Annotated in this window: 22 protein-coding genes; 14 read left to right on the forward strand and 8 right to left on the reverse strand. The window is 70.0% G+C overall.

Annotated features, from left to right (window positions below; translation table 11 throughout):
* The first annotated feature begins 600 nt into the window (after positions 1-600).
* Together IU450_RS40080 and IU450_RS40085 are read left to right on the forward strand one after the other, a co-directional pair.
* Complete coding sequence (locus tag IU450_RS40080; RefSeq protein WP_228835174.1) at positions 601-1,155, forward strand: hypothetical protein; 555 nt, start codon at positions 601-603, stop codon at positions 1,153-1,155.
* Between the two features lie 290 nt (positions 1,156-1,445).
* Complete coding sequence (locus IU450_RS40085) at positions 1,446-2,204, forward strand: TROVE domain-containing protein (RefSeq protein WP_228835210.1); 759 nt, start codon at positions 1,446-1,448, stop codon at positions 2,202-2,204.
* A 113-nt stretch (positions 2,205-2,317) separates the two neighbouring features.
* On the opposite strand, the gene IU450_RS27095 is transcribed toward IU450_RS40085, so the two are convergent.
* The 3 genes from IU450_RS27095 to mca form a co-directional block, all read right to left on the reverse strand.
* Complete coding sequence (locus IU450_RS27095) at positions 2,318-3,628, reverse strand: FAD-binding oxidoreductase (protein WP_195152564.1); 1,311 nt, start codon at positions 3,626-3,628, stop codon at positions 2,318-2,320.
* Positions 3,629-3,783: 155 nt separating this feature from the next.
* A complete protein-coding gene (locus IU450_RS27100) occupies positions 3,784-4,062 on the reverse strand; it encodes a hypothetical protein (protein WP_195152565.1) in 279 nt (92 codons plus the stop codon).
* A complete protein-coding gene (gene mca, locus IU450_RS27105; RefSeq protein ID WP_195152674.1) occupies positions 4,059-4,925 on the reverse strand; it encodes a mycothiol conjugate amidase Mca in 867 nt (288 codons plus the stop codon). Before mca ends, IU450_RS27100 begins: the two co-directional genes overlap by 4 nt.
* Positions 4,926-5,045: 120 nt before the next feature.
* Here mca and IU450_RS27110 point away from each other — a divergent pair, with 120 nt between their 5' ends.
* Both IU450_RS27110 and greA read left to right on the forward strand, forming a co-directional pair.
* Positions 5,046-5,516 (forward strand): DUF4307 domain-containing protein, encoded by a 471-nt coding sequence (locus tag IU450_RS27110; protein WP_195152566.1) that lies wholly within the window; start codon positions 5,046-5,048, stop codon positions 5,514-5,516.
* 298 nt (positions 5,517-5,814) lie between these two features.
* Positions 5,815-6,309, forward strand: a complete 495-nt coding sequence (greA, locus tag IU450_RS27115; RefSeq protein ID WP_043697694.1) for a transcription elongation factor GreA — start codon at positions 5,815-5,817, stop codon at positions 6,307-6,309.
* Positions 6,310-6,406: 97 nt separating this feature from the next.
* On the opposite strand, the gene IU450_RS27120 is transcribed toward greA, so the two are convergent.
* Positions 6,407-7,549, reverse strand: a complete 1,143-nt coding sequence (locus tag IU450_RS27120; protein ID WP_195152567.1) for a cystathionine gamma-synthase — start codon at positions 7,547-7,549, stop codon at positions 6,407-6,409.
* Positions 7,550-7,779: 230 nt separating this feature from the next.
* Between IU450_RS27120 and IU450_RS27125 the strand changes: the two genes are divergently transcribed.
* Complete coding sequence (locus tag IU450_RS27125) at positions 7,780-8,955, forward strand: acyl-CoA dehydrogenase family protein (protein ID WP_195152568.1); 1,176 nt, start codon at positions 7,780-7,782, stop codon at positions 8,953-8,955.
* 136 nt (positions 8,956-9,091) lie between these two features.
* Here the strand turns inward: IU450_RS27125 and IU450_RS27130 are convergent, their stop codons facing one another.
* The gene (locus tag IU450_RS27130) at positions 9,092-10,072 is read right to left on the reverse strand and encodes a mechanosensitive ion channel family protein (protein WP_195152569.1); all 981 of its coding nucleotides are present in this window, start codon (positions 10,070-10,072) and stop codon (positions 9,092-9,094) included.
* Positions 10,073-10,353: 281 nt separating this feature from the next.
* On the opposite strand from IU450_RS27130, the gene IU450_RS27135 reads away from it, so the two are divergent.
* Positions 10,354-11,976, forward strand: a complete 1,623-nt coding sequence (locus IU450_RS27135; RefSeq protein WP_195152570.1) for an HD domain-containing phosphohydrolase — start codon at positions 10,354-10,356, stop codon at positions 11,974-11,976.
* A 296-nt stretch (positions 11,977-12,272) separates the two neighbouring features.
* The gene (locus IU450_RS27140; RefSeq protein WP_195152571.1) at positions 12,273-12,752 is read left to right on the forward strand and encodes a DUF4254 domain-containing protein; all 480 of its coding nucleotides are present in this window, start codon (positions 12,273-12,275) and stop codon (positions 12,750-12,752) included.
* A 13-nt stretch (positions 12,753-12,765) separates the two neighbouring features.
* On the opposite strand, the gene IU450_RS27145 is transcribed toward IU450_RS27140, so the two are convergent.
* On the reverse strand, positions 12,766-14,154 hold the full coding sequence (locus IU450_RS27145) for a cystathionine beta-synthase (RefSeq protein ID WP_043697701.1): 1,389 nt from the start codon (positions 14,152-14,154) through the stop codon (positions 12,766-12,768).
* Between the two features lie 103 nt (positions 14,155-14,257).
* Between IU450_RS27145 and IU450_RS27150 the strand changes: the two genes are divergently transcribed.
* From IU450_RS27150 to IU450_RS27160, 3 genes are all read left to right on the forward strand, one after another.
* Positions 14,258-14,719, forward strand: coding sequence for a hypothetical protein (locus tag IU450_RS27150; protein ID WP_195152572.1), 462 nt, complete (start codon positions 14,258-14,260; stop codon positions 14,717-14,719).
* Between the two features lie 98 nt (positions 14,720-14,817).
* The gene (locus IU450_RS27155) at positions 14,818-15,705 is read left to right on the forward strand and encodes an SGNH/GDSL hydrolase family protein (protein WP_195152573.1); all 888 of its coding nucleotides are present in this window, start codon (positions 14,818-14,820) and stop codon (positions 15,703-15,705) included.
* A gap of 44 nt (positions 15,706-15,749) precedes the next feature.
* Entirely contained in the window at positions 15,750-16,970 is a 1,221-nt protein-coding gene (locus IU450_RS27160) for an acetyl-CoA C-acetyltransferase (protein ID WP_195152574.1), read from the forward strand.
* A 56-nt stretch (positions 16,971-17,026) separates the two neighbouring features.
* Here the strand turns inward: IU450_RS27160 and IU450_RS27165 are convergent, their stop codons facing one another.
* Positions 17,027-17,890, reverse strand: coding sequence for a Bax inhibitor-1/YccA family membrane protein (locus tag IU450_RS27165; protein ID WP_195152575.1), 864 nt, complete (start codon positions 17,888-17,890; stop codon positions 17,027-17,029).
* Positions 17,891-18,025: 135 nt separating this feature from the next.
* Positions 18,026-19,177, reverse strand: a complete 1,152-nt coding sequence (locus tag IU450_RS27170; protein WP_195152576.1) for a class I SAM-dependent methyltransferase — start codon at positions 19,175-19,177, stop codon at positions 18,026-18,028.
* A 699-nt stretch (positions 19,178-19,876) separates the two neighbouring features.
* On the opposite strand from IU450_RS27170, the gene IU450_RS27175 reads away from it, so the two are divergent.
* The 4 genes from IU450_RS27175 (at position 19,877) to IU450_RS27190 (ending at position 22,604) form a co-directional block, all read left to right on the forward strand.
* Positions 19,877-20,452: a hypothetical protein gene (locus tag IU450_RS27175; RefSeq protein WP_195152577.1), complete on the forward strand. Its 576-nt coding sequence runs from the start codon at positions 19,877-19,879 to the stop codon at positions 20,450-20,452.
* 61 nt (positions 20,453-20,513) lie between these two features.
* Positions 20,514-21,215: a hypothetical protein gene (locus tag IU450_RS27180; protein ID WP_195152578.1), complete on the forward strand. Its 702-nt coding sequence runs from the start codon at positions 20,514-20,516 to the stop codon at positions 21,213-21,215.
* Between the two features lie 87 nt (positions 21,216-21,302).
* Positions 21,303-21,914 carry a DUF305 domain-containing protein gene (locus IU450_RS27185; RefSeq protein WP_195152579.1) on the forward strand — a complete coding sequence of 204 codons (612 nt, stop codon included), beginning with the start codon at positions 21,303-21,305 and terminating at the stop codon, positions 21,912-21,914.
* Between the two features lie 138 nt (positions 21,915-22,052).
* A complete protein-coding gene (locus IU450_RS27190) occupies positions 22,053-22,604 on the forward strand; it encodes a hypothetical protein (protein ID WP_195152580.1) in 552 nt (183 codons plus the stop codon).
* Positions 22,605-22,868 lie beyond the last annotated feature (264 nt).

A 22,868-nucleotide genomic window follows, 5' to 3' on the forward strand; every position in this document is an offset into this window, starting at 1 on the left:
GCGGTACGTTCCGTCGCCGCCTTCGATCTCGGGTGCGCTACAAAGCGATTCATGCGCGCGTGAACCGGCCCGGTACGCGGACCACGGCTACTTCGGGATTCCCGAGTTCCGGTTCGAATCCGGACCGCCCCGAGGCGGTGGTGTAATCGGTCTCGGGCCGGTGCTCGCAACGGGGCACGTCCGGTGCGCAGGCAACGGCTACTTCGGGTTCAACTCCCGCCGAACCATTTCGGCCGCTCGATACGGCGAGCACGCCGTCGCCGATTTTCCTCGGACGCCCTCCGCGCAAAAATGAGATGCGGCAATCGAATTCATACCGATACAGTTTTCGTGCACCCGGAGAGAATCCGGGTGCGCCACAATTCCATCGCACCTCCCGGTGCGAAGCAGGCGGCTACTTCTCGACCACGACCCTTTGGGAAGGCCGCAGGCGAATATCGATCTCGGGGGGCATCGCAACGCACCGGCCCGGTGCGACCGATACGGCTACTTCCGCGAGCAGGCCACACCACAACCTGCGTCGACCGGCCCATCGCCGCAACGGATTCCGATCTCGGGCCGCGGCGCCGCGACTGTCCCCGATGCAACTGGGGGAAATCCATGAGCAAGTTCAACCTCGCGCGCCCCGGCGCGACCGCACCGATCACCAGCGAGACCCGTCCGACCGGCCGGACCTTCGAGGGCGGCGTGGGATATGCCCGCACGCCACAGAGCGAGCTGTTCCTGTTGGCCGTCACGAACATGGTCGGCGAGCACACCTTCTACGAGTCCGCCGGTGAGCGCGACGATCGCTATGCCGCGCTGGTGCGCGCGGCGACGATCGCCGCTCCCGAGTGGACCGCCCGCTTCCTGCGCTGGCTGCGCACCGAGGCGAATATGCGCAGCGCCGCGATCGTGGGCGCCGCCGAGTTCGCCAAGGCGCGGCTGGACGCGGGTGCGGCGGGGATGTCGCGGCAGGTGGTCGACTCGGTGCTGCAGCGCGCCGACGAGCCGGGGAACTGCTCGCCTACTGGACCGCGGTGCACGGGCGCGCCCTGCCCCAGCCGGTCAAGCGCGGCGTCGCCGACGCGGTACGCCGGTTGTACGACGAGCGCGCCCTGCTCAAGTGGGACAGTGCCGCGCGAGCCTTCCGGTTCGCCGACGTGCTGCAGCTGACCCACCCCACCCCCGCGACCGACCGGCCGTGGCAGGGCGCGTTGTTCGCCCACGCGCTGGACCGGCGGTACGGACGCACGACCGAACCGGACGCCGCACTGACCGTGCTGCATGCCCGCGCGGAGCTGATGGCCCGTCCGGCGCAGCAGCGCCGCGCGCTGTTCGACGACCCGGAGCGGGCCCGTGCCACCCTGCACGCCGCGGGCATGACCTGGGAGGCGGTGGCCGGCTGGCTCCAGGGTCCGATGGACGCGACGGTGTGGGAGGCGCTGATCCCGTCCATGGGCTACATGGCCAAGCTGCGTAACCTGCGCAACTTCGACCAGGCCGGGGTGAGCGACACCGTCGCCGCGGACGTGGCCGCCGAACTCGCCGACCCGGGCCGGGTCGCCCGTTCGCGGCAGCTGCCGATGCGGTTCCTGTCGGCGTACCGGGCCGCGCCCTCGCTGCGCTGGGGTCACGCGCTCGAGCAGGCGCTCGGACATTCGCTGGCCGCCGTGCCCGCGCTGTCCGGGCGGACGCTGGTGCTGGTGGACACCTCGGGCTCGATGCAGGCCGGGTTCGCCAAGGACGGCTCGCTGGCGCGCTGGGACGCCGCGGCGCTGTTCGGCCTCGCGCTCGCCCGGCGCTGCGCGCACGCGGACGTGGTGTCGTACTCCAGCGTGGGCGGCACCCGGCAGGGCCGCGCTCAGCCCGCCAGCCTGGTGTTCCCGCAGCGGCGCGCCGAGCCGGTGCTCGCCGCGGTGCGGCGGTGGCGCGAGGACGGTTACTTCCTCGGCTGGGGAACCGACACGGTGGGCGCGGTGCGCGAGCACTACGCTGGTCACGACCGGGTCGTCATCCTGACCGACGAGCAGGCCCACGACGGCGACGTCGGCCGGGCTGTGCCCGGCCGGGTGCCGCTCTACACCTGGAACCTGGCGGGATACCGGTACGGGCACGCCCCCAGCGGCACGCCGTACCGGCACACCTTCGGCGGCCTGACCGACGCGGCGTTCCGGATGATCCCGCTGCTGGAGGCGGGCCGCGACGCCGACTGGCCCTTCTGAACGGCCGCGGGGCCGAGACCATCGCCGGTCCCGGCCCCGCGGCCATTCGTCTTGCCGTCGGCGGCGGCTACCCGAGTACCGGCCCAGCAGCTTCCCGGATAGTCGGCCGGCGGCTACCCGAGTACCGGGTAGTTGGCCCGGATGACGCCGTGCGGATCCCGGGCGCGCTTGATCTCACGCAGCCGGGTCAGCGTCGCGGAATCGAACGCGGCGGCGGCGCTTTCCTCGGGTGTGAGGAACGTGTACGGCTTGCGGCCGCTGATCTGCCCGCTCACCGCGCCGACGATGGCGGTGCGCCGGGCCCGGACCGCGTCGGCCAGATGCGGCAGCCCGAGGCCCAGGCAGTACAGCAGATACGGCTCGGTGATCGGGCCGCGCGCGCCCGCGTCCGGCCGGGCTCGGGCCAGCGCGCCGCCCAGATGCCGGATCTGGATGTTGGCCAGCGGGGCGACCGGTTCGTCGATCAGGGTCTTGATCACGGCATCGCCGAGTTCGGTCAGCTGCTCGGCACGCGACAGCGCCGGGCTCGGGTCCGTGGGTTCGCCGGTGACGGCGCCGATGTCGGCGGGCCCGAAAACGCCCCGCTTGTCCAGGATCGGATTCCCGATGGCGTCGAGCGCCGCGAGCAGCGACCGGCCGCGATCCGGATCACCCAGATACACCGCGTCCAGCCCGACCATCGGCGGCGCGTCCGGGATCTGCAGACGCTGCAACCACACCGTCAGCTCCTCCGGCGCCGCGGCGGTGATCTCCTGGAAGACGTCGAATACCTCGTGAACGCGTGTTTCCGGCCACAGCACGCGGCCGCCGAACAGCTCCGGCGCCGGGAACAGCGCGAACTCGAGCCCGGTCACCACGGCGAAGTCGCCGCCGCCGCCACGCAGCGCCCAGAACAGGTCCGGGTCGTCCTCGGCCGTGACCCGGCGCTGGGCGCCGTCGGCGTCCACCACCTCGAACGCGCGCACGGCGTCACTGGCCCAGCCGTGCTTGCGGCCGAACCAGCTCATGCCGCCGCCGAGGGTGTAGCCGGTCACGCCGACGACCGGGTTGCTCCCCGCGAGGCCGGTCAACCCGTGCCGGGCAGCGGCGGCCTGCACCCGGCCCCACGGCACGCCCGCGCCCACCCGCGCCACTCTCCGCTGGGCGTCGATCTCGATGCCGTCCAACTGTCCGGTGCGCAACAGGATCGCGTCCGCCACTCCGCCGGACGCGCCGTGGCCGGTCGGCTGGGTGACCACCGGCACGCCGGCGCGGCCCGCGTACCGGACCACGGTCGCGACGTCGTCGGCGTCCCCGGCCCGCACCACGGCGGCCACCGGCTGGGCGACCGTTGTCGTCCACGGCTGGGCCGCGCTCTCGAAGCCCTCGTCACCGGCCACCAGCACGCGGCCGGGCAGCGCGGTCCGCAGTTCGTCGAATGTCATTGCTCTGTCCTGACTCTCAGCCTTCGGAAGCAGACGCGAGCGACGAATTCGATACCGGCCGCCCGTGGGGGCCGTGGTTCGTGCCGCGACTACCTCGATGACGAAAGAGAGCGCGGAAAGGTAACAACCCGCAGTTCAGCGGGGCCGTGCGCCGGTCAGCCCGACTCGGCGCGCCCTTCGGGGTCGGTGCCCTTCGACTCCTCGGCACGCCGGGTGATGCCGTGCTCGGTCCCCTCGTCGGCCTCCTGGTCCGGCTCGGGGTGCTCGGGCTCGAAGGTCGCGGGCAGGCCCTTGATGTGCCGGTTCATCGACCGGATCAGCAGGAAGGTGCCCGCGAGCAGGAGCAGCACGATGACCAGGCCGAGCGGCGACGCCTTGCCGAACTCGGGGCCGGTCGGCGTGCCGGGCGTCTGGGCGAGCAGGACCAGCGTCACGACCGCTCGTCCTCGATACCCGCGAACAGGTCGGTCTCCGGCAGTTCGGTGCGCACCCTGGTCTTGGCCAGCTCGAACTCCTCGGTCGGCCACAACCGCTGCTGCATCTCCAGCGGAACGGCGAAGAACGCGCCGTTGGGGTCGATCTGCGTCGCGTGCGCGCGCAAGGCGTCGTCGCGCTGCGGGAAGTATTTGGAGCACTCGATCTGGGTGGTGATCCGGGAGAACATGTCACCGCGCTCGGCTGCGTACTTGCGCATCCGGTCCAGCCACTCCTGCATCGGGAACGGCTCGCCGAGACGCTCGTACTCCGCGGCGAACACCTCCATCCGCCGCATGCTGAAGCCGTGGTCGTAGTACAGCTTGAGCGGCGTCCACGGTTCCCCCGCCGCGGGGAAGCGCTCCGGGTCGCCCGCCGCCTCGAACGCCGCCATCGACACCTCGTGGCAGCGGATGTGGTCGGGGTGCGGGTAGCCGCCGGTCTCGTCGTAGGTGGTCATCACGTGCGGCTTGAACTCGCGCACCACGCGCACCAGGGCCTCGACGGCCTCCTCCAGCGGAACCAGCGCGAAGCAGCCCTCCGGCAGCGGCGGCAGCGGGTCGCCCTCTGGCAGGCCCGAGTCGACGAATCCGAGCCAGTGCTGGCGCACACCGAGCGCACTGGCCGCTGCGGCCATCTCCTCGCGGCGGATCTCGTGGATCCGCTCCAGCACGCCGGGAGTGTCCATGGCCGGGTTCAGGATGCTTCCGCGCTCCCCGCCGGTCAGCGTCACCACGAGGACGTCGTGTCCTTCGTCGGCGTAGCGGGCGGTCGTCGCGGCACCCTTGCTGGATTCGTCGTCTGGGTGGGCGTGCACCGCCATGAGGCGAAGGCCACTCACGTCTCGTTCTCCGTCGCTCTCGGTCGCGGGTGTCGGGGCTTCGTTACCTATAGTTCCATTCGACCCACATTTGTTCCGACGTACCCCCCGGGAGCGACCAGCATGAGCCAGCCCGCGCCGGAAGCCGGCGGTGACGCCGAGGCCAGGGCGGCGTCGCCGGGCGGCCCGCCTGCCGACCGCTACGGCACCCGGCCCCGCAAGCGGCGCCGATGGGTCGCGCCCGCGCTCGGCGTGGTCGTGGTGCTCGCCGGGCTCGGCGTCGCCTATCTCGGATACCAGAAGTACGGGCCGGACGACATCGAGGCCGAGCAGCTCGGGTACGTCGTCGTCGACGACTCGACGATGACCATCCGGCTCAAGGTCACCAGGGCCGACCCGGAGCGGCCGGTGGTGTGTTTCGTCCGCGCCATGGCGCGCGACGGCTCCGAACTCGGCCGCCGCGAGGTGCTGGTCGAACCGTCGCGCAGCGGGACGGTGGAACTGAGCACCGTCGTGCGCTCGTCCGCACGGCCCGCCTCGGGCAGTGTTTACGCGTGCAGCGATCAGGTACCCAGCTATCTACGAGCTGGCTGATTTCCGCGCATCCACCGGCGACCTGCCCACGAAATCAACTCCGACCTGCACATTTGTGAATCATGCTAAAATGGCGTGATACACGGTTCCGGGGCTCGGAGCCGTGTTTGCTGCATTGGCGGCCAGCGCTGACGGTTCGGGCTTGCGAGCATGCCCGCGACCAAGGGCCTGTCGGGGTTCGTTGAACTTCCCAGGATCGCTCTAGCCGTCGACTGGTGCGTGCCCGCTTCCGGGTGGGTACACGCCGGTGCTCAGGGAATCCCGGCCCGCCGGGAACAACTACTAGGGAGTGATCGAGATGACTGAGACGCAAGTGACCTGGCTGACCCCGGAGTCGCACGACAGGCTCAAGAGCGAACTCGACGCGCTCATCGCCAACCGTCCGGTCATCGCCGCCGAGATCAACGAACGCCGGGAAGAGGGCGACCTCAAGGAGAACGGCGGATACCACGCCGCGCGCGAGGAGCAGGGTCAGCAGGAGGCGCGCATTCGCCAGCTGCAAGAGCTGCTGAACAACGCCAAGGTCGGGGTCGCCCCCACCAAATCCGGCGTCGCGCTTCCCGGGTCGGTCGTCAAGGTCTACTACGACGGCGACGAGACGGACACCGAGACCTTCCTGATCGCCACGCGCGAGGAGGGCCTCAACGATTCCAAGCTGGAGACCTACTCGCCGAACTCCCCGCTCGGTGGCGCGCTCATCGACGCCAAGGTGGGCGAGACCAGGGAGTACACGCTGCCCAACGGCAACACGATGAAGGTCACCCTGCTCAGCGCCGAGCCCTACCACAGCTGATGCACTCGGCCGTGGCCTCGCGCCCGGCCGACACCCCCGCGGACACGAGCGGCCGCGCCCGATCATCGGGTGCGGCCGCTTCCTCATGTCCGTGAACCTAGCTCAATGCCTGTTCGATGTCCGCAAGCAGGTCGCTGACATCCTCGATTCCGACCGAGAGCCGCACCAGATCCGCGGGCACCTCCAGCTCGGAACCCTCCGTGGAGGCGTGCGTCATCGCGGCCGGATGCTCGATCAACGATTCGATGCCACCCAGGGACTCGGCGAGGGTGAACACTTCGGTGCGCGAGCAGAACTTGCGCGCCGCCTCGACGTCGCCGTGCAGACGCACCGAGATCATCCCGCCGAACCGCCGCATCTGCTTGCCCGCGACGGCATGGCCCGGGTGCTCCGGCAGGCCGGGGTAGATCACCTGCGAGATCGCCGGGTGCCCGGACAGGAACTCGGCCAGGGTTTCGGCGTTGTCGCAATGCCGTTCCATCCGCAGCGCGAGGGTCTTGATGCCGCGCAGCGTGAGGAAGGCGTCGAACGGGCCGGGCACCGCGCCCGCTCCGTTCTGCAGGAACGCGAACGCCGCGTCGAGTTCCGGATCGTCGGTGATCAGCGCGCCGCCGATGACGTCGGAGTGCCCGCCCAGGTACTTGGTGGTGGAGTGCACCACGATGTCGGCGCCCAGCAGCAGGGGCTGCTGCAGATAGGGGGTCGCGAAGGTGTTGTCCACCACCAATTTCGCGCCCGCGGCGTGCGCGACGTCGGCCAGCGCCGGGATGTCTCCGATGCTCAGCAGCGGGTTGGTCGGGGTCTCGATCCACACCAGCTTGGTGTTCGGCCGGATCGCGGCGCGCATCTCGTCCACGTTGAACACGTGCGCGGGGGAATGCTCGATGCCCCACTGGCTGAAGACCTTGTCGATCAGCCGGAAGGTGCCGCCGTAGGCGTCGTCGGGGATCACGATGTGATCACCCGGACGCAGCGTGGCGCGCAGCGCACAGTCGGTCGCGGCCATGCCGGACGCGAACGCCCGGCCGTAGCGGCCCGATTCCAGCGCGGCGAGGTTCGCCTCCAGCACGGATCGCGTCGGATTGCCGGTGCGGGCGTATTCGAAACCGCCGCGCAACCCGCCCACGCCGTCCTGGGCGAACGTCGAACTCGCGTAGATGGGCACATTCACCGCGCCGGTCTGCGGATCGGGTTCATACCCGGCGTGCACGGCCCGTGTGGAGAATCCCAGCTCGCTCATGAGGGCCAGCCTAATCGGGGCGATGCCCGGGCAACTTCCCGGTCTTGCATATCGCGACCGGGTGCGCGGGCAAATCGGGCAAACCTCCGCAACTGCGTCGGCACGGCGCCCTTCCGCCCTCCGACGTGATCGAATTTACGTGCGCATCACGTCTGTGCCGGAAATCTTGCGTCCGAGGCCGCCGACGTGAGCTCGGTCTCCTCGCATTCGTCCCCGTTTACGCTGAGTCCATGGTCACCGTGGAAGAACTGTTCGCCACCGATGCGCTGCTGTCCGAGGACGAGCGCGAGATCCGGGACACCGTCGCGGCCTTCGCGGCCAAGCGGCTGCGTCCGCACATCGCGGAGTGGTTCGAGGCGGGTACCTTCCCGGCCCGCGAGCTCGCCCCGGAACTGGGCGAGCTCGGCCTGCTCGGCATGCATCTGGAGGGTTACGGCTGCGCGGGCATGTCGGCGACCACCTACGGCCTGGCCTGCCAGGAGCTGGAGGCGGTCGACTCCGGCGTCCGCAGCATGGTCTCGGTCCAAGGCTCGCTGGCGATGACGGCGATTCACAAATTCGGCTCGGAGGAACAGAAGCAGCAGTGGTTGCCCGAGCTGGCCGCCGGCCGCGCGCTCGGCTGCTTCGGGCTGACCGAACCCGACTTCGGTTCGAACCCGGGCGGCATGCGCACCCGGGCCGAGCGCGACGGCGCCGACTGGGTGCTGAACGGCTCGAAGATGTGGATCACCAACGGGTCGGTGAGCGACGTCGCGGTGGTCTGGGCGCAGACCGAGGACGCGGGCAAGCAGGTGATCCGCGGGTTCCTGGTACCCGCGGGCACGCCAGGGTTCACCGCGCGGGAGATGCACCGCAAACTGTCGCTGCGCGCGTCGGTCACCGCGGAGCTGGACTTCGACGACGTGCGCCTGCCCGCCGACGCGGTGCTGCCCGGGTCGCGCGGACTGGCCTCGCCGCTGGCCTGCCTGGGCGAGGCGCGGTTCGGCATCGTCTTCGGCGCGCTGGGCGCGGCGCGCGAATGTCTGGCGTCCACCATCGAGTACGCGAGGACCCGCGAGGTGTTCGACAAGCCGCTCGCCGCCTACCAGCTCACCCAGGCCAAACTCGCCGACATGGCGCTGGAGTTCGGCAAAGGCCAACTGCTCGCGCTGCACATCGCGCGGCTCAAGGACCGCGGCGCGGTCACGCCCGAACAGGTGAGCGCGGGCAAGCTGAACAGCACGCGCGAGGCCATCGCGATCGCCCGCGAGTGCCGCACCATCCTCGGGGCCAACGGCATCACGCTCGACTACCCCGTGCTTCGCCACGCGAACAATTTGGAGTCGGTGCTCACCTACGAAGGCACCGCCGAGGTGCACCAGCTGGTGCTCGGCCGGGCCTTGACGGATGCGAATGCCTTCCGCTGAAAACGCTTTCCGTCTTCGTAATTTCTGGAGTCCGATTGCGTAACGGACCGTGGCGGATAGAAATCGCTGATCCGAGAAAACTGGACAATTGCCATGTTCAGGCACATCGCACCGGGGTGTGCCTCCAAACGATTCGCTAGCGGAAATCGTCCTCGTCGAGGTAGTCCGAGAACTCCCCCGACTGTGGGTAGACCGACTTCGCGCTGTCCCCCCGGTGCCGCCCCCGGGGCCGCGCGCCGTGCTGTTCCCAGTGCTGCGCCGGGCCGCTGTGCCACGGCCCTCTGTCGTCACGGCCGACCGGCCGGTCCCACAGCCAGTCCTCGTCCGGGCCGGGCCGGTCTTCCCACTGCTGCCCCCGTGCCGCCTGCTGATCCATCCACAGTTGCTCTCGAGCGGCATCCGCGCCGCCGTACCGGTAGGCCGCGGCGTGTTCACGGACCGCGGGCATCTGCTCCTCCAGACCACTGAGCCAGTTCTCCCAGCGCTGCTGCATCGGGCGGATCATGCCGCCGCCGACGCCGACCACCAGGATGCCGCCGATGGTGGCGAGCACCGTGACCAGGATCGGCAGCGTCACCGAGGTGGCCACGCCGACCTGGTCGAGCGCCGCGACGACGCCGACACCCCAGACGAACACCGCCGCGATCCGGCCGACCATCGCGCCGTAGGACAGCCCGCCGAGCAGGCTGCCCACCATGTCGCGCACCGCGTGGGCGACCGCGCCCGCGACCACCAGGACGACGATCGCGACGCCCGCCTTGGGCAGCCAGGCGATCACGCCGGTGATCGTTTCGCTCACCGGGTTCGGGCCGAACACCCCGAAGCCGAGTTGCAGCGCGATCAACAGGATGGCGTAGTACGCCAGCTTCGCCAGGACCTCACCGGCGTCGTACCGGCTGCGCGAGAGCACCTGCCCGATACCGCCGCGCTCGGCGAGACGGTCGAAGCCGATCCGCCGCAGCACCTTGCCGACGATCGCGGCCGTCGCTTTCGCGACCAGCCAGCCGATGAACAGGACGACCAGGAACCCGGCGAATTCGGGCACGAGCGTCGCCACGGAACTCCACGCGTCGGTCAACCCCTGCTGGTAATCGATGGCCCAACCGGAGGTGCGCATTACCTTCCCTTCGCTGACTGTCGGCGATATGAGTGTTTGCCACGATTGCGTCCCGCCCGGTTATACCTCCAAGACTTGCCTCGAAGTCCGCATTCGCGAACAAATTGCCATATTTATTTCGAACTCCGGTGACTCCGAATTCACCTTGCCGGAGGCCGGAAGCGAGCCCCGGGGCGGTCACGCGCGGGCTAATTCCCCGCATGCGGCACCGGACGCGGATTACGGTCCACGAGAAGCGAATTGGGCCTGCGCGACCCGGGCGCGGACACTACTGTCGGTGCATGTCGTCGATCCGCGCCACCGAGGTGCTCGCGGCGCTGTCGCTCACCACCGATCTCGCCACCGGAATGCCGTTCGAGAAGGGGCTGGCCACCTGCCTGCTCGCCACCGGCCTCGCCGAACGGATCGGACTGCCGGACGCCGAGCGCCGCGCGGTCTTCCTCGCCGCCCTACTCGGCGCGGTCGGGTGCACCGGCCGAGCCTCGGAGAACGCGGAGTCCTACGCCGACGACATCGCCTTCCAGCGTGCGTGCCACGTGCTCGATCCGGGCGATCCCGGCGTCTTCACCGAACAGCTGCGCCGGTTCGGGAGTTGGTCGCCCGCGGCCCAATCGGCGCTGCGCAACCGGTTCGTCGCGCAGATGCCGGCCGGAGCGCCGCAGCAGTCTCTGCGCTCGTCGTGCGAGATCGTCCGGACGTTCGGGTCGCGACTGGGTCTGCCGGACGCCGCCGTTCGCGCCATGACCGAGGTGGAGGAACGCTGGGACGGACTCGGTGTGCCCGAACAGCTGCGCGGGGAGGCCATTTCGCTTCCCGGCCGAATTCTGCACGTGGCCGAGCAAGCGGTGCTCGCGCTGGATGCCGTCGGCGAGGAACCCGCGACCGGGCACGGCGACACCTCGCCCGGTGGCATCGGGCACCCGGCAACCGAACCGGACCGGCCCCGCGCCGCCTTGGGCACTATCGCGCGGCGGCTGGACATCGTCCTCGCCGAGCTGCGGCGACGGGCAGGCGGGCACCTCGATCCCGACCTGGTCGCCGTCTGCGACGCCGCGGTCATCCGGGAGACGCTCGACGTACCCGACCTGCTCGCCGCCGTCCTGGCCGCGGAACCGGGTGTGCCGAGTTCGCTTCCGGCCGAGGAACGCGACCGGCCCAGCCTGGCGCTGGCCATGATCGTCGACTTGAAAGGCCGCTACCTGCTGGGACATTCGGCGCACGTCGCCGGACTCGCCGCGGCAGCGGCCACCCGGATGGGTGTGCCCGCCGACGAGCGGGCGGCGCTGCGCGCCGCCGCCCTGCTGCACGACCTCGGCCGGGCCGCGGTGTCCAGCGCGGTCTGGGACCGCCGCGGCCCGCTCGGCCGCGCGGACTGGAAACGCGTTCGGCTGCACAGCTATTGGACCGAGCGCATCCTGCGCCGCTGCCCCGGGCTGGCTGACCTGGCCGCGCTCGCGGCAGGTCATCACGAGCGGCTCGACGGCAGCGGCTATCCCAGGGGCAAGCCGGATACTTCGCCCGGCTCCCGACTACTCGCGGCCGCGGATGTCTTCGCGGCCTGCACCGAGGCGCGGCCCTATCGTCCCGCGGCCCGGGCCGCCGAAGCCGCGGCTCACCTGGGCGCCGAGGTCACCGCGGGCCGGCTCGACGGCGACGCGTGCGCCGCCGTGATCGCGGCCGCCGCGGACCGCGCCGACCACGCCGCCCACGGCCTCTCCGACACCGAGGTCGACGTCCTCCGCCTGACCGCCCGTGGCCGCAGCGGCCGCGAGATCGCCGCCGAACTGCTTCTTCCCGAACGCACCGTCACCCACCACCTCACCGAACTCCGCGGCAAGACCGGCCAGCGCACCCGCGCGGGCGCCGCCGTCTTCGCCATGTCCCATCAGCTCCTGCCCGGCTGACCGACCGCACGCCTCGAACGAGGTTCTCGCACCGCGCACACCGAGCGAGGATGTATCGGAGGGCGGCGCGGAAGACCTCACAGAATCGGAGAGGGAAGCGGTAGAGGATTGTTACCTCTTGTCATTCAGGTGCCATGTGAGCGTCACCCTCAGGCCAGCGCGAGCGCGGATGATATAGGAGGACACGGGCATTGGGGCGATGCCTCCACCACCATCGCATTGGAGGTGCACGATGCACACGTTCTCGATCGACCGCAGCGCACTCCGCTCGGTTCCGAATGCACTGGGAGCCGGCCATGTTCGTGCGTGACCACCTGCCGCGGCGCTCGCACGGCGTCACCCGCACGCTGCCGGACCAGCGCGAACTGGTCGCCGCCTTCGGCGGTCACCCGAGCGATTCGGGCGAAGACCACCCGCTGGTCGCCTGGGCCGGGACACTGGCCGCGCTGCATCGGCAGCGCCACAGCGATCCGCTGGCCGCCGCCGGAATAGATTGCCGCCGAGCCGAACTGGTGGCGACCATCGACGCGTGGGTGGTGGACCGACTGCCGCGCAAGCGTTCGGCCGACCGCGTGCGCGCCGAATCCCTCGGCGCCACGGTCGACCGCATGGCCGCCGCCCACGTCCACGCCAGCCACCTGCTGCACACCGCCGAGAAGGTGTCCGACGCCCGGGTGCACGCCGCCTGGTACCGGCTGGCCCTGCTGGCCGACGAATGGACCGACCTGATCACCGGCGGCGTACGGGAAACGGTGCGCGGCAGGAGACCGGCCTAGCGCGCGGCCTCGCCTACTTGCCGAGGCTGCCCGTGCTGAGGAAGCCGAGCAGGTCGTGGCGGGTGATCACGCCGACCGGTTTGCCGTCCTCCACGACCATGAGCGCGTCGGTGTCCGAGAGCGCCTTGGTCGCGGCGGAGATGGGCTCACCCGAGCCGATCAGCGGGAACGAGGGGCTCATGTGCTGGGCCACCGAATCGGTCAGGTGGGCGCGGCCCTCGAATACGGCCGACAGCAGATCGCGTTCTGAGACGCTGCCGGCGACCTCGCCCGCCATGACCGGCGGCTCGGCGCCGACCACGGGCATCTGGGACACGCCGTACTCGCGCAGGATCTCGATCGCGTCGCGCAGCGTTTCGGACGGGTGGGTGTGCACCAGGTCGGGCAGCTCGCCGGACTTGCCGCGCAGCACGTCACCCACGAGCGGCTCGGCTGTGCCGTCCAGCCGCTCGCGCAGGAACCCGTAGGAGCTCATCCACTCGTCGTTGAAGATCTTCGACAGGTAACCGCGGCCACCGTCGGGCAGCAGCACCACGACCACCGCGTCCGGGTCGCGCCGCGCCACCTCGACGGCCGCGACGACCGCCATGCCGCAGGAACCGCCGACCAGCAGGCCCTCCTCGCGGGCCAGCCTGCGGGTCATGTCGAAGGAATCCGCGTCGGAGACCGCGATGATCTCGTCCGGCACGGCGGGGTCGTAGGCCGACGGCCAGAAGTCCTCGCCGACACCCTCGACCAGATACGGCCGCCCGGTACCGCCGGAGTACACCGAGCCCTCCGGGTCGGCGCCGATGATCTGGACCTTCCCGCCGGAGACCTCCTTGAGGTAGCGGCCGGTGCCGGTGATGGTGCCGCCGGTGCCGACGCCCGCCACGAAGTGGGTGACCTTGCCGTCGGTGTCGCGCCAGATCTCCGGGCCGGTGGTCTCGTAGTGGCTGTCGGGGCCGCCGGGGTTGGAGTACTGGTCGGGCTTCCATGCGCCGTCGATCTCGCGGACCAGTCGGTCGGAGACGCTGTAGTAACTGTCCGGGTGGTCCGGCGGCACAGCGGTCGGGCAGACCACGACCTCGGCGCCGTAAGCGCGCAGCACGTTGCGCTTGTCCTCGCTGACCTTGTCGGGGCAGACGAACACGCAGTTGTAGCCGCGCTGCTGGGCGACCAGGGCGAGGCCGACGCCGGTGTTGCCGGAGGTGGGCTCGACGATGGTGCCGCCGGGCCGCAGCTTGCCGGACTGCTCGGCGGCGTCGATCATCTTCACCGCGATCCGGTCCTTCGAGCTGCCGCCGGGGTTGAGGTATTCGATCTTGGCCGCGACCAGCCCCGCGTTCGGTCCCACGACCGAGTTCAACCGGACCAGCGGCGTGTTGCCGATGAGATCCACGACATGATCCGCGATGCGCATGGACCCCATCGTTGCAGACGCACTAACTGTGAGTTCGCGCACGCCGCACGCAGCGGGCCCGGACTACCGGCGAACCGGGGCGCGTCCCCTTAGGATCGCTGCCATGAGGCAGCCGAACATCGCCCGCGCCGCAATGCTTCTGGCCGGATCGGCGATGGCTCTAGTGATCGGATCCGGTGCGCAAGCCGAAGCGGCGACTGTCGAGTTCCCGCAGGTGCCCACGCTGGCGCGCGGTGGTCTGTGCTGGACCAGCATCCGTACCTGGGCCGACACCAGTCCGGAGTGGCCCGGTCGCGCCATTCTCAATGTCCGTGCGTTACCTGTGAGCGGCATCGGGCCCGGTATCTATCCTCTGGCGCCGCTGTGCGAGGTGCGCACCACGGTGGCGTGGCGCAATGTCACCACCGGCGCCACGGGCAGCTACGACAACACGGTGGTCACCGGCATCTACGGCAGCATCCAGTACGCGCTGTTCCAGGACACCGGACCGGGCCTGGTGGAGGTCACCATCTCCACCGACGCCGCGAGCGTCCCCGCCCGCGGCGCGTTCCTGGTCCCGGCCTGACGGCGGCAGATCCGGGCGACCGCGCCCGAGCGGTCACCGGCGCTGGGTGACACGGTCGGCCACTGGTCGTCTGGGCCGGATTTCGTAAAATTCCTGCCGTGAGCGCACCTCAGTTTCGCTGGCGTACCGCGGCGGTGACCGGCGCCGCGGCCGTGCTGGCCGGTTCCGGCGCGGGCACCGCATGGTGGGCGACCTATCGCCTGCTCATGGCTCAGGCGGGCGTCGCCCGAGGCGCGATCGGACGGGACACCTCGAAGCCGCCGGAAGCGGACGGCATCTACACAGCGGGCTGCGCCGAGCCCGAGCCGTGGCGCACCGGAAAGCACGCCGACCTGCACCTGATGATCTTCGGCGACTCCACCGCGGCGGGCCTCGGCTGCCTGGTGGCCGACGAGGTGCCGGGCGTCCGCCTGGCCCGCGGCCTCGCCGACGCGACCGGCCTGCGGATCCGGTTGAGCACCAAAGCGATCTCCGGCGCCACGTCCAAGGGCTTGGCCGGTCAGGTGGACGCGATGTTCGTCGCGGGTCCGCCGCCGGACGCCGCGGTCATCCTCGTCGGCGCCAACGACGTCACCAAGAAGCATTCGATCCGGGCCTCCGCGCACCGGCTCGCCGCGGCGGTCGCCCGGTTGCGCCGCGCCGACGCGGTGGTGGTGGTCGGCACCTGCCCCAATCTCGGCACCGTCACGGCCATCCCGCAGCCGCTGCGCACCGTGGTGCACAACTGGAGTTTGCGGCTGGCCAGGGCTCAGCACGTGGCGACGACGGTCGCGGGCGGGCATCCGGTGCGGATGGGCTATCTGCTCGCCCCCGAGTTCCGCGCCGCACCCGAACTCCTCTTCGCGGCCGACGGCTTCCATCCTTCGGCGGCGGGCTACGAGCTGGCCGCTGCGCAATTGCTGCCGGTACTGCTCGGCGCGCTGGGCGGGATGCCCGCTTCCGGTACTCCACGGCGGGACGTAGATTCGGTACGAACCCGTGAGTAACCGAACGAAGGGTTCGTCAGAACCGTCCGACCCAAGGAGTCCTCATGCCTGAGGCCGTCATCGTTTCGACCGCGCGCTCCCCGATCGGCCGGGCCCGCAAGGGTTCGCTGGTCGACCTGCGGCCCGACGATCTGACCACGCAGATTGTGCGGGCAGCGCTCGACAAGGTGCCTGCCCTGGACCCGACCCAGATCGACGACCTGATCCTGGGCTGCGGTTCGCCCGGAGGCGAGCAGGGCTTCAACATCGCCCGCGTCGTCGCCGTGCAGCTCGGCTACGACTTCGTGCCCGGCACCACCGTGCACCGCTACTGCGCTTCGTCGTTGCAGACCACCCGGATGGCCTTCCACGCGATCAAGGCGGGCGAGGGCGATGTGTTCATCTCCGCCGGTGTCGAGACCGTGTCGCGGTATGTGAACGGATCCGCCGACAGCTGGCCGAACACGCAGAACCCGCTGTTCGCCGACGCGCAGGCGCGCACCGCGAAGACCGCGGAGGGTGGCTCGGGCATCTGGCACGACCCGCGCGAGGACAGCCTGATCCCCGACGTCTACATCGCGATGGGACAGACCGCCGAGAACGTGGCGACCTCCACCGGCATCACCCGCGAGGACCAGGACCGCTGGGGCGTGCGCTCGCAGAACCGCGCCGAGGAGGCCATCAAGAACGGCTTCTTCGAGCGGGAGATCACCCCGGTGACACTGCCGGACGGCACCGTGATCAGCAAGGACGACGGCCCGCGCGCCGGCGTCACCTACGAGGCGGTCTCCGCGCTGAAGCCGGTGTTCCGCCCGGACGGCACCGTCACCGCGGGCAACTGCTGCCCGCTCAACGACGGCGCGGCGGCGCTGGTGATCATGAGCGACACCAAGGCCAAGGAGCTGGGCCTGACGCCGCTGGCGCGGATCGTGTCCACCGGCGTGTCCGGCCTGTCGCCGGAGATCATGGGCCTCGGCCCGATCGAGGCGTGTAAGCGCGCGCTGGCGCTGGCGGGCAAGACCATCGACGACATCGACCTGGTGGAGATCAACGAGGCGTTCGCGGTGCAGGTGCTCGGCTCGGCGCGGGAGCTGAAGATCGACGAGGACAAGCTGAACGTCTCCGGCGGTGCGATCGCGCTGGGCCACCCGTTCGGTATGACCGGCGCCCGGATCACCACCACGCTGCTGAACAACCTCCAGACCTACGACAAGCAGTTCGGTCTGGAGACCATGTGCGTCGGTGGCGGCCAGGGCATGGCGATGGTCATCGAACGTCTGAGCTGACCCATACGAAAAGGGCGGTCGCCGGGATTCCCGGCGACCGCCCTTTCGTCGGATCGCTAGTCGTTCTGGAAGTAGCTCAGCAGCCGCAGGATCTCGACGTACAGCCAGACCAGGGTGATGGTGAGACCGAGGGCGACGCCCCAGGCCGCCCGCTCCGGGGCCTGCGCGCGGATCAGCTGATCCGCGGCATCGAAGTCGAGCAGGAAGCTGAACGCGGCGATGGCGATGATCACCAGGCTGAACACGATCGCCAGCGGGCCGCCGTCACGCAGGCCGAGGCCGCCGTCGATGAAGAAGCTCGCCACCAGGTTGCCCAGCGCGAGGACCAGGATGCCGATCATGGCGCCGACGATGATCCTGGTGAATCGCGGCGTCACCCGGATGGCGCCGGTCTTGTAGACCACCAGCATGCCCGCGAAGACACCGAACGTGCCGAGCACCGCCTGACCGATCAGCGCGCTACCGCCGACGCCGCCGAATTCGATGTTGGTGAACATGAACGACAGCGCACCGAGGAAAAGGCCCTCGGCGACGGCGTAGGACAGCACCAGCACCGGGTTGTCCATCTTGTTCGCGAAGGTCGCGATCAGCACCAGCACCAGGCCGACCAGGCCGCCGACGATCACGAACAGCGGGGCGAGCGAGGTGTTCGCGTTGGTGAGGCCGTAGGAGACGATCGCCGACAGCGCGAGCACGGCGAGGGTGATGCCCGTCTTGGTCACCACGTCATCGATGGTCATCGCCCGCGTGGCGGGGGGAGCCTGCTGGTACGGCTGCGGATACTGACCGTACTGCTGAGGCTGCTGACCGTACTGGTTGCCGAACTGTCCCGCGGAGGTCACGCCCGAACCGAAGCTGGCGTATCCACCGCCCTCCTGCCTTGGCAGGTTCCTGAAAACCGGATTGCTCGTGGTACGCATGTGAACGGCGTCCCTTTCTGGAGTCGTTGCCGCTGATCATCGAGTTGGTCCACTCGATATCCAACTGCCCTGTCCAACGTTTGTCATCCGTCGCGAGTTCCCCGGAGGAGTCCCACAGACCAGACAATTCGGACTCTACCGTTGCCGTGGGTCGTGCAGACCACGCACCGAACGAGTCACAGTGAATTTCCGGTTGCGGCCGACCACCTCGGTCCGGCCCACCATCCGTTCGACCACGGCCCGATAGTTCAGATGTGAGTTGTACACGGTCCACAGCTCCCCACCGGGGCGCAGCACCCGCCCGGTCTCGGCGAACATTTTGATCGCCGATCCGGTGTGCACGGCCGCGCCGACGTGGAACGGCGGATTGCACAGCACCAGATCCGCGCTGTTGTCCGCGGCGGAGGACATCGCGTCGTCGCGCACGGCGCACACGCGGTCGGCGACGCCGTTCGCCTCGGCGGTCGCCCGCGCCGAGGCCACGGCGGCGGCGGATTGGTCCGTGGCGGTCACCTTGATGCCCGGCCGCGCGGTGGCCAGCGCGACGGCAAGGATGCCGGTGCCGCAGCCGAGATCGATGGCGTCGCGGGCGTCCGGTTTCATCAGCTTCAGATGCTCGAGCAGGAATCTGGTGCCGATGTCCAGACGCGCCCCGGAGAAGGCCGCGCCGTGCGCGACCACCTCGAGACCCAGTTCGTCCAGCCGATCGCGAACCGGGAACGGCTGACCCGCCACCGGTTTGGGTCCGGCCACCAGCAGGGTCCGCGACTTCTGCCTGCCGCGGCTGGCGCGTACCTCGGAGAACGATTGGGCCAGAACGTCGTTCATCGACTTGGTCAGATACTTGTCCCGCCCGCCGGCGAACACCTCGACCGCCGGGTCGGCGTAGCGCGCTATGGCGTCGGCGACCTCGGCGAGCCCGGCCAGCACCCGAGGCAGGCGAAGCAGCACCACTCGGGCATCACGCAGCAACCCTGCGCCGAGCGGGTGTGCGGTGTAGCGGTCCGACAGGCCGGCCACGCGAGCGTTGTTGGCCAGCGCGAGTTCGCCGGTGAGCAGATCCTGATGCACCCGGACGTCGCGCAGATCGTGCCCCGCGATGGCGCCGAGAGTCAGCGCACCATAGGCGTCGCCGACAATGGCTACCTTTCCGCTATCCACGGTCGCCAGGGCGTCGGCCGCGACGTCGAGCATCAGCCGATCAGCGGCGTCCACGGCGTAGAGGTTCAGTGCCTCCACGTCCGGATACCGCCGCAGCCGGCTCAGTACGTCCTCGACATGTCCCACACCTCAAGTGTGCTAGATCGTTGCCCAGTGGTCGCGCCCACCCCGCCCAATCGATCTCGCGACCTGCGCGGCGAGCCGGTGTGCGCGCTGAAGCGCACGCCGACAGACTGTTTCGCGGTAGACCTGTTTCGCAACAACTTCGGCCAGCGGGCGTGGCCGCCGCATGCCCGTCGTCACCGGATCGTGCGATACGACCGCCGGCCGCGCTCGTCGTAGAGGGAGTGCGGCGGGCAGACATCACCGCGACGCGTGCGGTGCGGCCGGAACACTCCGGACGTCCGAGCGCACCGTCCGCGAGATCGACTGCGCCGTCGCCTGACCAGCGAACTCGGCTCGGCCGCCGCACTGCGCCGCCGACGAACCGGAGATCATCACCGCGGACCGCCGCCCGCGAGCAACCCTGGCACATCCGTAAATCACTGCCCCGCAATTCGATACCGAAACCTTGCGTCGCCGCGGACATCCGCTCCACTCGGCGTCACCGCGAAAGTCAACTGCCGACGGCAACCGGTACACGCGTGGCGCCAGGACCCTTACACGCCGAACACCAGGAATGGCAATCGATTAGCAATTAGCCCGGTCGCACCCGCATACCAGCTGAGTCCACACTCGCCCGCGCATGCGGCCATCTGAGCGCGAATCAGCCGCAACACTCTCCGGTTACGCCATCCGAGGCCTTCCGCTGAGTAGCATCGGGCCATGCGCAACAGGATGGTGCTCACGGTCGCGGTCGCGACGGCACTGCTCGCGGGCTGTGGTGACGACCGGTCCACGCCGGGTCTCCCGGTCGCTTCCATCACCGGCACGTCGGCCGCGGTCGCGCAGGCTCCACTACCCCAGGACACCGCACCGAAGCAGGGCAAGGCGTCCGATGACGCCGCGCTGACGGTGACCGGCATTCGCCTCGGGCGGCAGCCCGGCTTCGATCGCGTGGTCTACGACCTCGGCGGGGTCGGCACGCCCGGCTGGCTCGTCCGCTACACCGACGCCGCCGTGCAGGACGGCAGCGGCAATCCCGTGGCCGTGGCGGGCCGGTCGATCCTCGAAGTGCGCATCCTCGGCTCGGCCTACCCGTTCGACAGCGGCGTGACACCGTACGCGGGCCCGGATCCCGCCGTCGACCCGGCGGTCCCCGGCGTCGCGGGCGTCTACCGGACGACGGTGTTCGAAGGAGCCACCCAGTCGTTCATCGGCCTCCGGGCCGACCGGCCCGCCTTCACCGTCAGCGCGCTGTCCAACCCGACCAGGCTGGTCATCGACATCGCGAGCCCGTAGATACCGGTACACCCAAGGGGTATTTTCAGCGGCGGACCGGCGGCGACTAGACTCGGCTCTCGTGGTCGAACACCGCATCCGCCGCGCCGCCGGGCTCGCCCGGCTGCTCGGTGTGCTGGCGCTGCTCGCCGGGGTGGTCGCCATGCACTCGGTGATCTTCGGGTCCGGGGGCCACGCCCACGTCACCGGTGCACACGCGGTCCCCGCTTCCGACGCAGTATCCAGCGGCCCTGAACGGCCTGGCGCACCACCGGCCGCCTCCCCTCCGCGACCGGCCTCCGACCCTGACGAGACCGGACCGCACCACCGAGACGCAGTACTGCCGCCCGCGGACAGCGCTTCGATGGGCCACGACCGGCTTCAGCCAGGGAAGGCGACTTCCCTCGACAGCAGCGCGCCCTCGCGCGCAGGTGAAGCGCCGATAGTCGCTTCCGACGATTCCTATGCCGCGCAGGTCACAGCGGCGATCACCGGCCGCGCGTCCTGGGCCGAAACAGCACGCTCGATGGTCGCGGCGGCCCACATCGCGGATGACTCCCACTGCGCGGGCGGCGGGTGCGACGGCGCGCGCAGCGCCCTGCACGGCTGCGTGTTCATCCTGGTCTCCCTCGTCGCACTGGTCGTGTTGGTGCTGCTCTACCGCATGGCGGTCGACCGCCCCGGCCACGGTGTCGCGCGACCGCGGCACTGGCGGCCGCGGCCGGAACGACCGCCGCCGTGGACCGTGCTCACCAGGGCTGAACTGGCGATTCTGCGGATCTGACAGGTCCGCCGCCCCCGTGTGTCCGAACCACGGTCGCGGCGTTGTCCACTCCGTCCCCAGACTTCGCACCTCGCTAGGAGCCAACCCATGTTCTCCACCCGTACCCGCCTGCCCCTCGTGCTCGCCGCGGCCGCCGCGGTGAGCCTCGCCGGATGCGGCGACGCCGACACCGGGCACACCACCGAGCACGGCGCCTCGACGACCGCTTCGGCCGCCCCCGGGACATCCGCGCGCGCCGAGCACAACGACGCCGACGTGATGTTCCTGCAGATGATGTATCCGCACCACGCCCAGGCCGTCGAAATGGCGCGGCTGGTACCCACCCGTACCGACAATCAGCAACTGCGCGCGCTCGCCGCCGAGGTCGAGCAGGCACAGGCGCCGGAGATGCAGCAGATCACCACGCTGTTGCAGAGCTTCGGCAAGCCGGCGCCCACCCAGAGCGACGGGCACGGCGGCCACGGAATGCCGGGCATGATGTCCGCCGAGCAGATGGCGGCGCTGCAGGCGGCGTCGGGTCCGGACTTCGACCGTCAGTGGCTGACCATGATGATCGAGCACCACGCGGGCGCGATCGCCATGGCCGAAACAGAACTGGCCGATGGCGAGAACCCCGACGCGAAGGCGCTCGCGGGCACGATCATCGCCGCCCAGCAGGCGGAGATCGAGCAGATGCGGGCCATGCTCGGCCAGAGCTGAACCGCCGCCCGCGCCGATATCGGTTGACCATCGATATCGGCGCGGGCGCGCGTCGCTCGCCCGCACGACGTACGGTCGGAATGTCCGGCTCTGCTCATCTGTCCCGGCCGGACTTCCGAGGGGAGTGAGGGACCGACCATGCGACTACTCGAACGCGCCGGCTTGCTCGCCGCCGCGACGGCCACCACCGCGGGCGTGCTGATCATCGGCGCCTGCGCACAGCAGGTTTCCGGCACGGCAGAGGTCAACCGGACCGACCTGGCCGCGTACGCCTCGGAGGTCACCTCCTCCTCGGCCGCCGCCTCGTCGTCGCGGACCGCGGCCGTGGAACGCGCGACCGGATCGGCGTGCGACGCCTTCCTCGCCGCGAACGGCAGCTCGGTGCGGGCATTCAACGACTACATCGATGCCAGCAATACAAAGGGCCGCGGCGATCCCGACACGAACAGCAAAGCCGACACCGCTGTCTCGACGCTGCGCAACAATGCGCGCTCGGTCGACCAGAACGTGTCCAGAGAGGTGCCGTCCGCGATCGCGAACCCGTTGCGCGCCTACCGCGACGACACCAATGCGTTGGCCGACACGCTGGACCGCCGCGCCGACACCGACACCCTGAACGCGGTGATCGACCGGTTCAACGCCACCAAGAACACCGCACTGACGGCATGTCAGGGGCACGGCACCCGTTAGCGGGCCGCCGTTCGGACCGGTACCGCGGGCGCGTCAACGCCGACAGCACGCGGTGGTCGACACCGTGCAGGCGTGCGTCTTCAGTGCGGTCGGCCGACGATCGAGCCGAGCGCCGGACCGGTCGCACGAGAACGAACGGCGACAAGCGGGCGTCCCCCGACGCCGGTGGTGAGTTCCCCGGTTCGCGCAGGTGTGCGCGAGGCGCGGGATCGAAACGCAAACCAGCGCTTCGCCTTCGGGCACATCCGCGTAGTGGCCGGCAGC

It is taken from the genome of Nocardia abscessus (genome assembly GCF_015477775.1).
In the GTDB taxonomy this organism is placed as follows: domain Bacteria; phylum Actinomycetota; class Actinomycetes; order Mycobacteriales; family Mycobacteriaceae; genus Nocardia; species Nocardia abscessus_A.